Below are 13419 nucleotides of genomic sequence, written 5' to 3' on the forward strand. Positions count from 1 at the left end.
ATCCAATTGTGCCTACCAAACAAAAACCCGTACTGCACGGGGCTTAGAAGGCGATCCGAAAGGATCGCCTTTTTTGTTTGCGTGGATTTTGTCTTCGCTCGATGTTGCCTTCGCTGGCAGAGAGCCTCGCAGATGACTCCGGCGGGATCGGTCTGCATGGCTTCTACCTGTAATGGGGCGCTCATGAGTGCATGGTTTCCGCCCATGACGCTGATCGTCCCTCCATCCTCGGTGTTCACGTTTTCTTCACCTGAGCCTGCTACGCTCCGCTGCCTCTTTGGGGAGTAACCTGCCTGTGCGTGATGCGCGGGCGCGCTGGTCAACATACTCGGCAGTAAGCCGTGGTCAGCGCATCCAGCCGGATTGGTGAGACCAACGACATTGCTGCGCTCAGCTGGGCGCGCGGCGTGTCGTGGACTCATGCCCGGCTGGAGCTGCACCTTGAACACCCTCTCGCTGATTTCCCTTTCCTTCGCCATGTCCACCGACGCCTTCGCTGCGGCGGTAGGCAAGGGCTCGAGCCTGCACAAGCCATCTCTCGCCGAAGCGCTCCGTACCGGTCTGATCTTCGGTGTCATCGAGGCCCTCACGCCCGTCGTCGGTTGGCTCATCGGGCAGGCTGCCAGCAGCTACGTGACCGAATGGGATCACTGGATCGCCTTCGGCCTCCTGTTGCTGCTCGGCCTGCACATGATCTACGCCGGCTTGAAACCGGAAGCGGTCGCGCCCGAGGGAAGGGCCACGCAGCATTCGTTCTGGATTCTCGCCGCGACGGCGGTCGCTACCAGCATCGATGCGCTGGCCGTAGGCGTGGGGCTGGCGTTCGTGGATGTGAACATCGCCGTCGCGGCGCTGGCAATCGGCTTGGCGACCATGACGATGGTGACGTTGGGAACGCTGCTGGGTCGGGTGCTGGGCGCGATGGTGGGGCGGCGCGCGGAAATTGCCGGCGGGATCGTTCTGATCCTGGTTGGCGGCACCCTTCTTTACGAGCATTTGGGTGGCGCGTGAGGTGCGCCACGCCTGTTTCCGCGACAGGACATTCCGAACTCATACGTAATCGATACGTCGTAGTTGTGCATTTCGCGGTCCGCCGCGAGTTCCGAAGAGCCGTTGGAGTTACGTGTGCAGAAGAAGATCAAACCGAAACCCCTGATGATCGCGGCCACGCCGTTGCTATGTTGTGGCGTGGCATTCGCGGCAGTGGGGATGGGCGGCGGAGGCGACACTTTTCTGTACATGGCGCCGGCGTTTCTCGTGCCGGGTTTCCTGCTGCTGGCATTCTCCATGCGCAGGCGTTAGTGCCGTCCTGAGCGGGCCAAGACTCCACCCAGGCGACTGATTTCGGAACCCGCAGCCGGCGGCGGCCTCAAATGGGTACAGGTCTATTCCAGGCCGGGTGAGGAGGTCGCTATGGGTACGGAATCGAACGATGGGAAAGGGCATCAGGACCTCGGTGAGGGGTCGCTGATCAACGATCCCGGCAACGAGGACCCCGGTTCGATCATCGAGGACGCGCCGGTGCCGCTGAAAAACGATCCCGATGCAAAACCGCCGATGCAGAAACAGGTCGAGCCGCCCTATGACCTGCCCAAAGCGCACATCGGCGGTGAAGGCCGGGAGGCGGATAGCTGATCCGGGCAATCGGCGGTCCTGGCATGCGCCCGGGAGCGAATTTCACCGGCGGGTGTCTGACGCAGTGTCCTCTCTTGGTTAACTGAAGGAGTCACTTATGAAGCATTGGATGTTTGCCGCGTTCTGTGTGCTGGGCCTCGCCGGCTGTGCCAGCGATTACGTGATCAGTACCAATGACGGTCAGATGATCACCGCCCACGGCGAGCCGAAGCTGGACGAAGACAGCGGCCTCTACGAGTACGAAGACGCTGACGGCCGTACCCAGCAGATTCCGCTGACGCAGGTGAAACAGGTGATGGAGCGCTGAGTTTCCTGCAACCGAGAAGCCCCGCCGATGCGGGGCTTTTTTATGGCCACGCTGCGGCCAGAATTCCGTTGTCGCCTGGCGTGGTCCTTGCAAAAGACCCTGAAAGCTCCGGGTATGCGCCATTTCTCTGGCGACGCCCTGCACGGCAAAAGGAACCCAGCATGAGCATCATCTCCGGCGGCGTGGCGGGCTACTACTCGGCGAATGCGTCTTCGCTGTATGGCCAGAAGACCACGGCGACAAGCGCTCTGGAGGCCTCGACGGCAAGCCTTGCGAACACGGCCGCGTCTACGACCTCCGGGCATTCGTCGACCGTTACGCTCTCCAGTGCGGCCCAGCAATCCAATGCGCTGAGCAACTACTACGCGCAGTTCTTTCCCAGTCGAACCGGAATGACTTCGGATGCGTTGGTGCGCAGCGTCATCAGTCCGGGCTCCGTTTCCAGCTCGCAGGGCAAGACATTGGCGGACGTCGCTACCGATGCGCGCAGTCGCATGGACGCCAACTACGCGACGATGAAGGCCAGTGGCACGCCTTACGATGCGAACAGTCCGGGCAATGTCGACACCATTTCGCTGATGGGCAACCTCGATCGTCGCTCGCTGTATTCGGTCAGCGAGAACGTCGGAGGGCTGTTCTCCGAGCAGGAGCAAAAAGCCGCGAGTTCCCTGATGAAGCAGCAGCTGTCGCTGGCGATGGGTGAGTTCGTCGGCCCGGCGGGCAGCCAGGCCCAGTTCGTCGATCCATACGCCGGGGACGAAACGGCGCGCAATCTCGCGGGCGCGAAATTCCTCGCTGCGGTGAGTAGCGACGAGAAGTCTTCGGCCGCCTGGAATCAGGAGAAGGCGCCCATCGAAACGGCCCTTCGCACGGCCGCGCTCAAGGAGCAGGTCTCGAAACCTCTGCCGAACCTGTTCGACCTGTTGTCCGCGAGCGGGAAGGAAAACGGAAGCACGTCCGGCGAAGGCGGGTTTCCCTCCTTGCAGGACATAAAGGCGACCAACAGCTCGCTGCTGGCGCGGGTTTGAGCGGGTTTGGCCGGTGCCTTACGCGCCTGCGAAACACGGTGGCAACGGCCCGCCAACCTTTGGTTGGGCAATTATCGAGCGTTTTGGCCGCTCTTAACCCTGGACATAACTGAACGGGTAACGGGCTATGGGCTATCGAGTGATAGGTGCTACGCGCGTTTGGTCTAGTGCTGTGCAGGACAGTGACGGCATCAAGGCGTTCGTCATGCTCAGAGGGCGTACCGCGGAACAGTCGGCGGCGTTTCAGGTGACCCGTACGAAGGATTTCGCCAGCCTCGTCGAGGCGGAGTGCGCGGCGGCCGCCATCATCGATCAGATTGCCGGCATCGAAGGGGGCGAGATCCACTTCTATTAGGTTCTCTTATTAGGTTCTGTCGGAATTTAGATCTGTCGATTGTCGACAATGGTTGCTGACGATACAGTATCGCTGCGGCATCCAGCCGCGGGCCGTATGCGGTCAATCCAGCAGCAGGGTTTCGTAGTTGAGCAATCTGAGTTTGTCCGAGGACGACGTGCGTCAAGCATTGGGCCTCACCCCCGCCGCACCGAAGAAACAGAAAAAAGAAAAATCGACTAATCCCTTCACCTACACCCTGGTCGAGTTGAGCGTGCGCAAGAACGGCGGGCCGCCGTTCCGCTTCGAGCATCGCTCGCGCTCGATCAGCCGGCTGACCGCTCAGTTGGAGGCCGAAAAGGCCGCCCGCGCCCAAGGGCTGGATGTCTGGGTGCTTCTGGACATCCGGCAGGAGTCGAAGTAGCCGGCTCGCCTGGCGATCATTCGCGCCAGGCGGTGGATCGTAGTTCCGGGAGGCCCGGCGAGGCCGGGCTCGTACGGTCACTCGATCGCTTTGGCTTGCTCTACGCCGGCGGATGTCAGCTTTACGGGCAAGTCCAGGGAATGGTCGTTCACCGCGCCGGGCAGGATGGTTCCTCCCTGAATCAATCCGCGTTCCTGCAAATCGGCTAGGCAGTCCACGACGGCCTGCTGGCCTCGATAGTTGTCCAGGACTTCCTTGCCGAGTCCTGCCGGATGAGCATGCAGCAGCCGGGTGAGTACTTCATTCCAGAGCGCTTGTTCGATGGCCATGAGAGCCTCCATCAGTCTGTGGGTGGGTGATGCCTCATGGATTCGGACAGCCGTTGCTGCGACGGTTTCATTGAATTCGACGTGCGGAGCGCGCTTTGCCAGCCGTTTCACCAGCTGCCGCTCAGCGGTCCATTGGCATTCCCTTGATCCGTGGTTCGTCCGGTTTCACTGGCGGGCGCGGGGGCGGTGGCGGCGGCCATGATCCTGGTGGCTTTCCCCAGTGACCGGGTGGCGGCGGGTAATAATCGTGCCGGTAGGGCACATGGCGCTGGTAGCTGCGGTAGCTCTCGGAAATGACGCCTTGCACCTCCGTAGCCGGCGCAGGTGTCGGGGCGACGATGACGATCGGCGGTTGCGCGGGCGCGGGTGCGGCGTCAGTCACCGGCGTGGGTGCCTTCGGCTCCGCCAGTTTGACCGGGTCGCCATCGCCGCTTGGCGGTGGTGGGGCGGTCAGCTCGCTGATGCTGTCCAGGTGTTGCCCGGGCGGGCAGGCCGTCTGGGTGAAGTTCACGTTGCCCTGCGCGTCGATGCATTTGAGCACGGTGGTGGCATGGATGACGCAGGGCAGATAGGCAAGAACCACAAGTATCCAAATGCGCATTGAGGTCTCCCGTGTGACGGGGTTTTGTCGGGTTTGTTACGCCGATGGTAAGGCAGTTTCGAAAAGGGAGGTTTGCTTGCGGATATTTTCCTCCCAATGCCGGCTGAACGCATGGATTTAGCTGTTTCTAGCCCTTTCGCTTGTCAGGCAGCGGCGTTTCTGAAAGCATCCGCCCTCCAAAACTTCCAGTGACTCCGGTCCGGTCTGGTTGGCCTTCGGGCTCCAGCCACTGTGAGGCGGGTACACCGCCGGATCGCTTACTGGCTCATCCCAACCCACGTGGCCTTTGGTAGGGGTCACCACTAGGAGAGGAGGCGCCATGCCCATCATCACTCTTCCCGACGGCAGTCAACGTTCGTTCGATCATCCGGTATCCGTTGCCGAGGTGGCTCAATCCATTGGGGCTGGCCTGGCCAAGGCCACCGTGGCGGGCAAGGTCGACGACCGTCTCGTCGACGCCAGCGATGTCATCGAACATGACGCGCGCCTGCAGATCATCACCCCGAAGGATCAGGAAGGCGTCGAGATCATCCGCCACTCCTGCGCGCATCTGATCGGTCATGCGGTCAAGCAACTCTATCCAACCGCCAAGATGGTGATCGGGCCGGTCATCGAAGACGGCTTCTATTACGACATCGCCTACGAGCGTCCCTTCACGCCCGATGACATGGCGGCGATCGAGCAGCGCATGCATCAGTTGATCGAGAAGGACTACGACGTCATCAAGAAGATGACGCCGCGTGCCGAGGTCATCGAAGTGTTCGAGTCCCGTGGCGAGGACTACAAGCTGCGCCTGGTCGAGGACATGCCGAACGAGAAGGCGATGGGGCTCTACTACCACGAAGAATACGTGGATATGTGCCGCGGTCCGCACGTGCCCAATACCCGCTTCCTCAAGGCGTTCAAGCTGACCAAGCTGTCGGGCGCCTACTGGCGCGGCGATGCGAAGAACGAGCAACTGCAGCGTATCTATGGCACCGCCTGGGCGGACAAGAAGCAGCTCGCCGCCTACATCCAGCGCATCGAAGAGGCCGAGAAGCGCGATCACCGCAAGATCGGCAAGCGCCTTGACCTCTTCCATACCCAGGAAGAAGCGCCGGGCATGGTCTTCTGGCACCCCAACGGCTGGAGCATCTATCAGGTGCTCGAGCAGTACATGCGCGTCCTGCAGCGCGAGAATGGCTATCTTGAAGTGCGCACGCCGCAGATCGTCGATCGCGTGCTGTGGGAGAAGTCCGGGCATTGGGGCAACTACGCCGACAACATGTTCACCACCGAGTCGGAAAGCCGCGACTACGCGATCAAGCCGATGAACTGCCCGTGCCACGTGCAGATCTTCAACCAGGGCCTGAAGAGCTACCGCGAATTGCCCATGCGCCTGGCTGAGTTCGGCTCCTGCCATCGCAACGAGGCCTCCGGTGCGCTGCACGGCATCATGCGCGTGCGCGGCTTCACCCAGGACGATGCACACATCTTCTGCACCGAAGAGCAGGTGAGCCTGGAAGCGGCCAACTTCATCAAGCTGACCCTGCAGGTCTATGCCGATTTCGGTTTCACCGATGTGATCATGAAACTCTCCACCCGGCCGGTAAAACGCGTCGGTTCCGACGAAATGTGGGACCGTGCCGAGAAGGCCCTGGCGGACGCACTGGATGCCTCCGGCCTATCCTGGGAGTACCAGCCGGGAGAGGGCGCGTTCTATGGTCCGAAGATCGAGTTCACGCTCAAGGACTGCCTGGGGCGGAACTGGCAGTGCGGCACTCTGCAGTACGATCCGAACCTTCCGGAGCGTCTGGATGCCAGCTACATCAGCGAGGACAACAGCCGTCAGCGCCCGGTGATGTTGCACCGCGCCATCCTGGGCTCGTTCGAGCGTTTCATCGGAATCCTGATCGAGCATTACGAAGGCGCTTTCCCGGCCTGGCTGGCGCCGACCCAGGCAGTGATCATGAACATCACCGACAAACAGGCCGATTTTGCTTTGGAAGTCGAGAAATCTCTGGCTCAAAGCGGGTTTCGTGCCAAGTCCGACTTGAGAAACGAGAAGATCGGCTTTAAAATCCGTGAGCATACTTTGCTCAAGGTTCCCTATCTCTTGGTTATTGGAGACCGGGAAGTTGAGACACGATCCGTTGCTGTGCGCACCCGCGAAGGCGTCGACCTGGGCTCCATGCCCCTCGAGCAGTTTCGTGAGTTGCTTGCGCAAGCGGTTTCCCGGCGTGGTCGCCAAGAATCGGAGTAATCACTATTAAGCGTGAAATGAGACAGGATAAGCGAGCTGCACCCAAGGCCCCAATCAACGAGAACATCTCGGCCAGAGAGGTCCGATTGATTGGTGCTGACGGCCAACAGATTGGCGTCGTCTCGATTGATGAAGCGCTTCGCGCTGCTGAAGAAGCCAAACTGGATTTGGTAGAAATCTCTGCTGATGCAGTCCCGCCTGTTTGCCGGATCATGGACTACGGCAAGCATCTCTTCGAAAAGAAGAAGCAGGTTGCAGCGGCCAAGAAGAATCAGAAGCAGCAGCAGATCAAAGAAATCAAGTTTCGACCAGGGACGGAAGAAGGGGATTACCAGGTAAAACTACGCAACCTGGTACGTTTCCTAAATGAAGGGGATAAGGCCAAGGTATCCTTGCGATTCCGCGGCCGAGAGATGGCCCACCAGGAGCTGGGGATGGAGTTGTTGAAGCGGGTCGAAGCCGATCTCGCGGAATACGGCGCCGTCGAACAGCATCCTAAGATGGAAGGACGCCAACTGATCATGGTCATCGCCCCCAAAAAGCGGAAATAACCACCAGGGCACTGGCAGGCCTTGCGGTTATGTGTAATCACTGAATGCGGAGTATCCGAACATGCCAAAGATGAAGACCAAAAGTGGCGCTGCGAAGCGCTTCAAGAAGACTGCTGCGGGCCTCAAGCACAAGCACGCCTTCAAGAGCCACATCCTTACCAAGATGTCCACCAAACGTAAGCGTCAGCTGCGCGGAACCTCGCTGTTGCATGCATCCGACGTCGCTCGTGTCGAGCGCTCGTTGCGTCTACGTTGATTTCGTTCATCGGTCTGGAGGATTAATTCATGGCTCGTGTTAAGCGTGGCGTCATCGCCCGTGCTCGTCACAAGAAAATTCTGAAACTCGCCAAAGGTTACTACGGCGCGCGTTCGCGTGTGTTCCGTGTTGCCAAGCAGGCGGTGATCAAGGCTGGCCAATACGCCTACCGTGACCGCCGTCAGCGGAAGCGTCAGTTCCGCGCTCTGTGGATCGCTCGTATCAATGCTGGTGCTCGTGTCAACGGTCTGTCCTACAGCCGTCTGATCGCCGGTCTGAAAAAAGCGGCCATCGAGATCGATCGTAAAGTTCTGGCCGATCTGGCAGTGAACGAAAAAGCGGCGTTCGCTGCGATTGTCGAGAAAGCCAAAGCCACTCTGGCTTAACTCCCCGACAATCATCGGGTTCGCCCGGTGCTGAACGTCAACGATAGGGGAAGAGCCTGTGCTCTTCCCCTATTTCGTATCTGGAGCCTGAGAAATGGAAAACCTGGATGCATTGGTCTCGCAAGCGCTAGAGGCCGTGCAACATAGCGAAGACGTCAATGCCCTGGAGCAGATCCGGGTTCTTTATCTTGGCAAGAAAGGTGAGTTGACCCAGGTGATGAAGACCCTGGGCGACATTCCTGCCGAAGAGCGCCCCAAAGTTGGCGCCCTGATCAATGCCGCCAAAGAGCGCGTCCAAGATGCGCTGAATGCACGCAAAGCTGGGCTTGAGAGCGCCGCGCTAAGCGCCAAGCTGGCTGCCGAGCGTATCGACGTGACGTTGCCTGGTCGCGGCCAGACTACCGGTGGATTGCATCCGGTGACCCGTACGCTGGAGCGCATCGAGGAACTCTTCGCCGACATCGGTTATGACGTCGCCGAAGGGCCTGAGATCGAAGACGACTACCACAACTTCGAAGCGCTCAACATTCCTGGCCACCACCCGGCTCGTGCGATGCACGACACCTTCTACTTCAATGCCAACATGCTGTTGCGCACCCATACGTCGCCGGTGCAGATCCGCACGATGGAGCAGCAGCAACCGCCGATCCGCATCATCTGCCCGGGTCGCGTCTATCGCTGCGACTCGGATCAGACTCACTCGCCGATGTTCCACCAGGTCGAGGGGTTGGTGATCGACGAGAACGTCAGCTTCGCCGACCTGAAGAGCACTATTGAAGGATTCCTGCGCGAGTTCTTCGAAGAGGAACTGGAAGTCCGCTTCCGCCCCTCCTACTTCCCGTTCACCGAGCCCTCCGCCGAGGTGGATATCCGCCGTGTGGTGAAGAAAAATGGTCAGGAGAGTGCCGGCTGGCTGGAAGTGCTCGGCTGCGGCATGGTCCATCCGAATGTGCTGCGCATGGCAGGCATCGATCCGGATCGCTATCAGGGCTTCGCCTTCGGCATGGGCGCGGAGCGGCTGGCGATGCTGCGCTATGGCGTCAACGATCTGCGCTTGTTCTTCGACAACGACCTGCGCTTCCTCGCGCAGTTTCGCTGATCGGCTAAACGAATCGAGCTGCCGCGAGGCAGGTATGCGAGGACGGGCGGTGGCGCAAGGCGATCCGCTCCGTTCTCTTGCGGTTTGACCCGGCTTGGGCCGAGTGTCGCCGCCTAGGAGAGCAGAATGAAATTCAGCGAGCAGTGGCTGCGCAGTTGGGTGAATCCGTCGGTTTCCCATGATGATCTGGTGGCGCGGCTGTCGATGGTCGGCCTGGAAGTGGACGACGTGATCCCGGTCGCCGGTGCCTTCAGTGGCGTCGTCGTGGGCGAGGTGTTGAGCACGGAACAGCATCCGGACGCCGACAAGCTTCGCGTTTGCCAGGTCAGCGATGGCTCGGCGGTCTTCCAGGTCGTGTGCGGCGCGCCCAACGTGCGCCCCGGTTTGAAGATTCCTTTCGCGATGATTGGCGCCGAGCTGCCGGGCGACTTCAAGATCAAGAAGGCTAAGCTACGCGGCGTCGAGTCCAACGGCATGCTGTGTTCGGCTTCCGAGTTGAAGATCAGCGAGGACAACGACGGGCTGATGGAGCTGTCGGCAGACGCGCCGGTCGGTGAAGACCTGCGTGCTTACCTCAACCTCGACGATGCGAGCATCGAACTCGGCCTGACGCCCAATCGTGGTGACTGCCTGTCGATTGCCGGTCTGGCCCGCGAAGTCGGTGCTATCTACGGCGCCACAGTGACCCCGGTTGAAGTGGCTGCCGTTCCGGCCAGTCATGATCAGGTCGTTTCGGTCGAAGTGGCGGAGCCCAAGGCCTGCCCGCGTTATCTCGGGCGTGTACTGCGCAATGTCGACCTGAGCAAGCAGACCCCGCTGTGGATGGTGGAGCGTCTGCGCCGTTCCGATGTGCGCAGCATCGATGCGGTGGTGGACGTTACCAACTACGTCATGCTCGAACTGGGCCAGCCGATGCACGCCTTCGACCTCGCCGAGATCAACGGCGGCATCCGGGTGCGCATGGCCGAAGCGGGCGAGCGGCTGGTGCTTCTGGATGGTCAGGATGTTGAGTTGCGTCCCGATACGCTGGTGATTGCAGATCATCAGCGCGCGCTGGCGATTGCCGGCGTGATGGGCGGCGAGCACAGCGGCGTGAGTGAAAGCACGCGCGACCTGTTCCTGGAAAGTGCCTTCTTCGAACCGATTTCGGTGGCCGGCAAGGCGCGCTCCTACGGTTTGCACACCGATGCCTCGCATCGCTACGAGCGTGGCGTCGATTGGCAACTGGCGCGTGCCGCGATGGAGCGGGCCACGGCGTTGCTGCTCGATATCGTCGGCGGTTCTGCGGGGCCGGTCGTTGAGGCGGCCAGCGAGGCGGATCTTCCCAAGTCCGTCACGGTTGTTCTGCGCGCAGAGCGCATCGAGCAGATGCTTGGCCTGGCAATGCCGGCCGAGGAGGTCGAGCGCTTGCTGAACGGCCTCGAATTGGTCGTAGCTGGCGGTGATGGGCAGTGGAGCGTGTCGGTGCCGAGCCATCGTTTCGACATTTCCCTCGAAGTGGATCTGATCGAGGAGCTGGCTCGCCTCTACGGCTACAACCGTTTGCCGGTGCGTTACCCACAAGCCCGACTGGCCCCCAAGGGAAAGCCCGAGGCAAAGGTTGCACTGAGCAAGCTTCGTCGCCAGTTGGTGGCGCGCGGCTATCAGGAAGCGATCACCTTCAGCTTCATCGACCCGAAGTTGTTCGAGCTCTTTCATTCCGGCGTGGAGCCTCTGCTGCTGGCCAATCCGATTTCCGCCGATCTCGCGGCGATGCGCGTCTCTCTCTGGCCGGGCCTGGTCAAGGCCGTGCAGTACAACCTGAACCGCCAGCAGGATCGCGTGCGCCTGTTCGAGACTGGCCAGCGTTTCATCGGTGCGCTCGATGGGCTGCAGCAGCAACCGGTTCTATCCGGGGTGATATGTGGTTCGCGGCAGCCCGAGGCCTGGGCGAATAGCCGTGAGCCCGTTGATTTCTATGATCTCAAGGCTGACGTGGAAGCGCTGTTGGCGGTGGCCGGCTCGGGCGATGCATTCAGTTTCCTACCCGCTGAGCACGCGGCGCTTCACCCCGGGCAGACTGCTCGCGTCGAGCGCGACGGGCGTCTGGTCGGCTTCCTTGGGGCGCTGCATCCCGAGCTCGGTAAAGCCTTGGGTCTGGAGAAGCCCGTCTTTCTCTTCGAGATGCTATTGAGCGAAGTTGTCCAGGGGCGTCTGCCGGCATTCGGCGAGCTGTCCCGCTTCCCCGAAGTGCGCCGTGATCTTGCCTTTATCGTGGATCGCGACCTGTCTTCGCAAGAGGTGCTTTCGGCCATTCGGGAGCGGGGAGGGGAATTCCTGACCGACCTCAGGCTATTTGACGTGTATGACGGTAAAGGTATTGATCCGCATAGAAAAAGCCTCGCCGTCGGCTTGACCTGGCAGCATCCATCACGCACTCTTAATGACGATGAGGTGAACGCCATTACGCAAAACATCCTCACTTCGCTGGAAGAAAGGTTCAACGCCACGTTAAGGAAGTAGCGTATGGGGGCTCTGACGAAAGCTGAGATGGCTGAACGTCTGTACGAAGAGCTAGGCCTGAATAAACGGGAAGCCAAGGAACTGGTGGAGCTGTTTTTCGAGGAGATCCGTCAGGCGCTTGAGCACAACGAACAAGTCAAATTGTCCGGTTTCGGCAATTTCGATTTACGTGACAAGCGCCAGCGTCCGGGCCGAAACCCCAAGACAGGCGAAGAAATCCCAATCACCGCGCGCCGCGTGGTGACCTTTCGTCCAGGGCAAAAGTTGAAGGCCAGAGTCGAAGCTTATGCTGGAACCAAGTCATAACGACGAACTGCCACCCATTCCCGGCAAGCGCTATTTCACCATCGGTGAAGTAAGCGAGCTCTGTGCGGTGAAACCCCATGTTCTGCGCTACTGGGAGCAGGAGTTTCCCCAGCTCAATCCGGTCAAGCGTCGTGGCAATCGTCGCTACTATCAGCGTCAGGATGTGTTGATGATTCGTCAGATCCGCGCGCTTCTCTATGACCAAGGATTCACCATCGGTGGGGCGCGTCAGCGTCTTTCTGGCGACGAAGCCAAGGACGATACTACCCAGTACAAGCAACTGATCCGGCAGACGATCACCGAACTGGAAGATGTACTTCAGGCCTTGCGTAAGTAACCAGCAAAAAACTTCCACATTTCAGTTGGTTAAGGTATAGTCCCTTCCGCTTTCAGCAGTGCTGGAAGCACTTGTCGGGGCGTAGCGCAGCCTGGTAGCGCACTTGCATGGGGTGCAAGGGGTCGAGTGTTCGAATCACTCCGTCCCGACCAAAAAACCCTAGAAAATCCAGTCATTTAGCGGTGACTGGATTTTTTTATGGGTGATTGTTTTGGTCGCAACTCAAAAAGGCTGTATCTGGTGACCGTTTGGTGACCGTTTGTGCTGGGCTTGCTCCTTCAGTCGTGGCTAAACCTCTGGCGTATCTGCTTTGGCTGCTTTCGGTCAGAAGCGGACATCTGGTGTTTACACAACAATCCAAGCTAGCTGGAGGTAGCTAGAGCGCGTACTGCCTGTCGGCCGAGCAACTGACGGAGCAACTGGCTCCGCCACTTCCTCGTGACCGGAAGCGGACTTTGGCCCCGAGGACGCTTACCAAGAAGGAGGGGTTCGCCCAATCTGTAGTTCAAGGCGGGCAGAGCTCTATCAAAAGAAGCCAGGCGGAGGCGTCCAGAAAATTTAGGGGCAATTCAGAGCTTGTGAACAGCCGTTATCGCTAGTCCAAAGCCTCCTCGTTGAACGCCTCGTCATATGCGTCATCGTCGAGGTCAGACTGCCCTATTAGCCCACTTTGGTAGAGACCTATCTCGTAGGATCTCGACTTCAGTTCATGGTGGGCACTGCGAATTGCAAGGACGGTAGCCTCGATGTGTAGCGTACCTCGTGAATGTCGCTGCACTCTATTCACGAGTAACAGGCAGCCCAGAGTGTTAATTCCCCTAAGCCAGAGGTTTCGGGCAGAACCAGAAGTCCCCTCATTTCGATCAAAGACAAAGGTGATCTCAACACCATTCGCAGATCGGACACCCTCTACGAGATCTGATCCGGAGCTATCAGGTGGAAGTGTCGAAAAGCAATAACTTCCCTGAACGAATATCAAGTCACCGTCAGTGACTAAAAATTTAAGAGTTCCTCGGTCGAGGTCGTCCGAAATATTTCTCACGCAGGCATAGCCCATCGCGGTGAATCGCCCCGGGTTTCGT

The 13419-nt window shown here is 59.6% G+C and carries 19 protein-coding genes and 1 tRNA gene; 16 read left to right on the plus strand and 4 right to left on the minus strand.

The window, feature by feature from the left end; genetic code table 11:
• Positions 1–239: hypothetical protein (locus B3E91_RS14410; protein ID WP_287030076.1), on the minus strand; the 239-nt coding region annotated here is incomplete at its 3' end.
• Between the two features lie 202 nt (positions 240–441).
• Between B3E91_RS14410 and mntP the strand changes: the two genes are divergently transcribed.
• From mntP to B3E91_RS14445, 7 genes are all read left to right on the plus strand, one after another.
• Positions 442–1011 (plus strand): manganese efflux pump MntP, encoded by a 570-nt coding sequence (gene mntP / locus B3E91_RS14415; RefSeq protein ID WP_287030077.1) that lies wholly within the window; start codon positions 442–444, stop codon positions 1009–1011.
• A gap of 114 nt (positions 1012–1125) precedes the next feature.
• Positions 1126–1302: a hypothetical protein gene (locus B3E91_RS14420; protein ID WP_282343504.1), complete on the plus strand. Its 177-nt coding sequence runs from the start codon at positions 1126–1128 to the stop codon at positions 1300–1302.
• A gap of 111 nt (positions 1303–1413) precedes the next feature.
• Positions 1414–1635, plus strand: coding sequence for a hypothetical protein (locus B3E91_RS14425; RefSeq protein WP_287030080.1), 222 nt, complete (start codon positions 1414–1416; stop codon positions 1633–1635).
• Between the two features lie 97 nt (positions 1636–1732).
• On the plus strand, positions 1733–1942 hold the full coding sequence (locus B3E91_RS14430) for a YgdI/YgdR family lipoprotein (RefSeq protein WP_090231139.1): 210 nt from the start codon (positions 1733–1735) through the stop codon (positions 1940–1942).
• A 161-nt stretch (positions 1943–2103) separates the two neighbouring features.
• On the plus strand, positions 2104–2970 hold the full coding sequence (locus B3E91_RS14435; RefSeq protein ID WP_287030082.1) for a hypothetical protein: 867 nt from the start codon (positions 2104–2106) through the stop codon (positions 2968–2970).
• Positions 2971–3142: 172 nt separating this feature from the next.
• On the plus strand, positions 3143–3325 hold the full coding sequence (locus tag B3E91_RS14440) for a hypothetical protein (protein ID WP_090231137.1): 183 nt from the start codon (positions 3143–3145) through the stop codon (positions 3323–3325).
• A gap of 157 nt (positions 3326–3482) precedes the next feature.
• Positions 3483–3728 (plus strand): hypothetical protein, encoded by a 246-nt coding sequence (locus tag B3E91_RS14445; RefSeq protein ID WP_338111232.1) that lies wholly within the window; start codon positions 3483–3485, stop codon positions 3726–3728.
• A gap of 77 nt (positions 3729–3805) precedes the next feature.
• Here B3E91_RS14445 and B3E91_RS14450 read toward each other — a convergent pair whose 3' ends face one another.
• Complete coding sequence (locus tag B3E91_RS14450) at positions 3806–4057, minus strand: hypothetical protein (protein WP_090231136.1); 252 nt, start codon at positions 4055–4057, stop codon at positions 3806–3808.
• A gap of 121 nt (positions 4058–4178) precedes the next feature.
• The gene (locus tag B3E91_RS14455) at positions 4179–4658 is read right to left on the minus strand and encodes a DUF4124 domain-containing protein (protein ID WP_287030084.1); all 480 of its coding nucleotides are present in this window, start codon (positions 4656–4658) and stop codon (positions 4179–4181) included.
• Between the two features lie 319 nt (positions 4659–4977).
• Between B3E91_RS14455 and thrS the strand changes: the two genes are divergently transcribed.
• The 9 genes from thrS (at position 4978) to B3E91_RS14500 (ending at position 12489) form a co-directional block, all read left to right on the plus strand.
• Positions 4978–6900 (plus strand): threonine--tRNA ligase, encoded by a 1923-nt coding sequence (thrS, locus tag B3E91_RS14460; protein ID WP_287030085.1) that lies wholly within the window; start codon positions 4978–4980, stop codon positions 6898–6900.
• Positions 6900–7451: a translation initiation factor IF-3 gene (gene infC, locus B3E91_RS14465; protein WP_273234497.1), complete on the plus strand. Its 552-nt coding sequence runs from the start codon at positions 6900–6902 to the stop codon at positions 7449–7451. The genes thrS and infC overlap by 1 nt, the downstream gene beginning before the upstream one ends.
• A gap of 61 nt (positions 7452–7512) precedes the next feature.
• Positions 7513–7707, plus strand: a complete 195-nt coding sequence (gene rpmI, locus B3E91_RS14470) for a 50S ribosomal protein L35 (protein WP_090231132.1) — start codon at positions 7513–7515, stop codon at positions 7705–7707.
• 29 nt (positions 7708–7736) lie between these two features.
• The gene (gene rplT / locus B3E91_RS14475) at positions 7737–8093 is read left to right on the plus strand and encodes a 50S ribosomal protein L20 (RefSeq protein ID WP_090231131.1); all 357 of its coding nucleotides are present in this window, start codon (positions 7737–7739) and stop codon (positions 8091–8093) included.
• A 94-nt stretch (positions 8094–8187) separates the two neighbouring features.
• Complete coding sequence (gene pheS / locus B3E91_RS14480; RefSeq protein WP_282343523.1) at positions 8188–9192, plus strand: phenylalanine--tRNA ligase subunit alpha; 1005 nt, start codon at positions 8188–8190, stop codon at positions 9190–9192.
• Between the two features lie 126 nt (positions 9193–9318).
• Entirely contained in the window at positions 9319–11694 is a 2376-nt protein-coding gene (gene pheT / locus B3E91_RS14485; RefSeq protein WP_287030087.1) for a phenylalanine--tRNA ligase subunit beta, read from the plus strand.
• A 3-nt stretch (positions 11695–11697) separates the two neighbouring features.
• Positions 11698–12000, plus strand: a complete 303-nt coding sequence (ihfA, locus tag B3E91_RS14490; protein WP_003282572.1) for an integration host factor subunit alpha — start codon at positions 11698–11700, stop codon at positions 11998–12000.
• The gene (locus B3E91_RS14495; protein WP_090231128.1) at positions 11981–12337 is read left to right on the plus strand and encodes a MerR family transcriptional regulator; all 357 of its coding nucleotides are present in this window, start codon (positions 11981–11983) and stop codon (positions 12335–12337) included. The genes ihfA and B3E91_RS14495 overlap by 20 nt, the downstream gene beginning before the upstream one ends.
• Before the next feature lie 75 nt (positions 12338–12412).
• Positions 12413–12489, plus strand: a tRNA-Pro gene (locus tag B3E91_RS14500).
• A gap of 443 nt (positions 12490–12932) precedes the next feature.
• Here the strand turns inward: B3E91_RS14500 and B3E91_RS14505 are convergent.
• A partial coding sequence (locus B3E91_RS14505; protein WP_287030089.1) for a hypothetical protein occupies positions 12933–13419 on the minus strand: 487 nt, incomplete at its 5' end.

This window comes from Pseudomonas sp. UBA6310 (genome assembly GCF_002438225.1).
Taxonomy (GTDB): Bacteria; Pseudomonadota; Gammaproteobacteria; order Pseudomonadales; family Pseudomonadaceae; genus Pseudomonas_O; species Pseudomonas_O kuykendallii.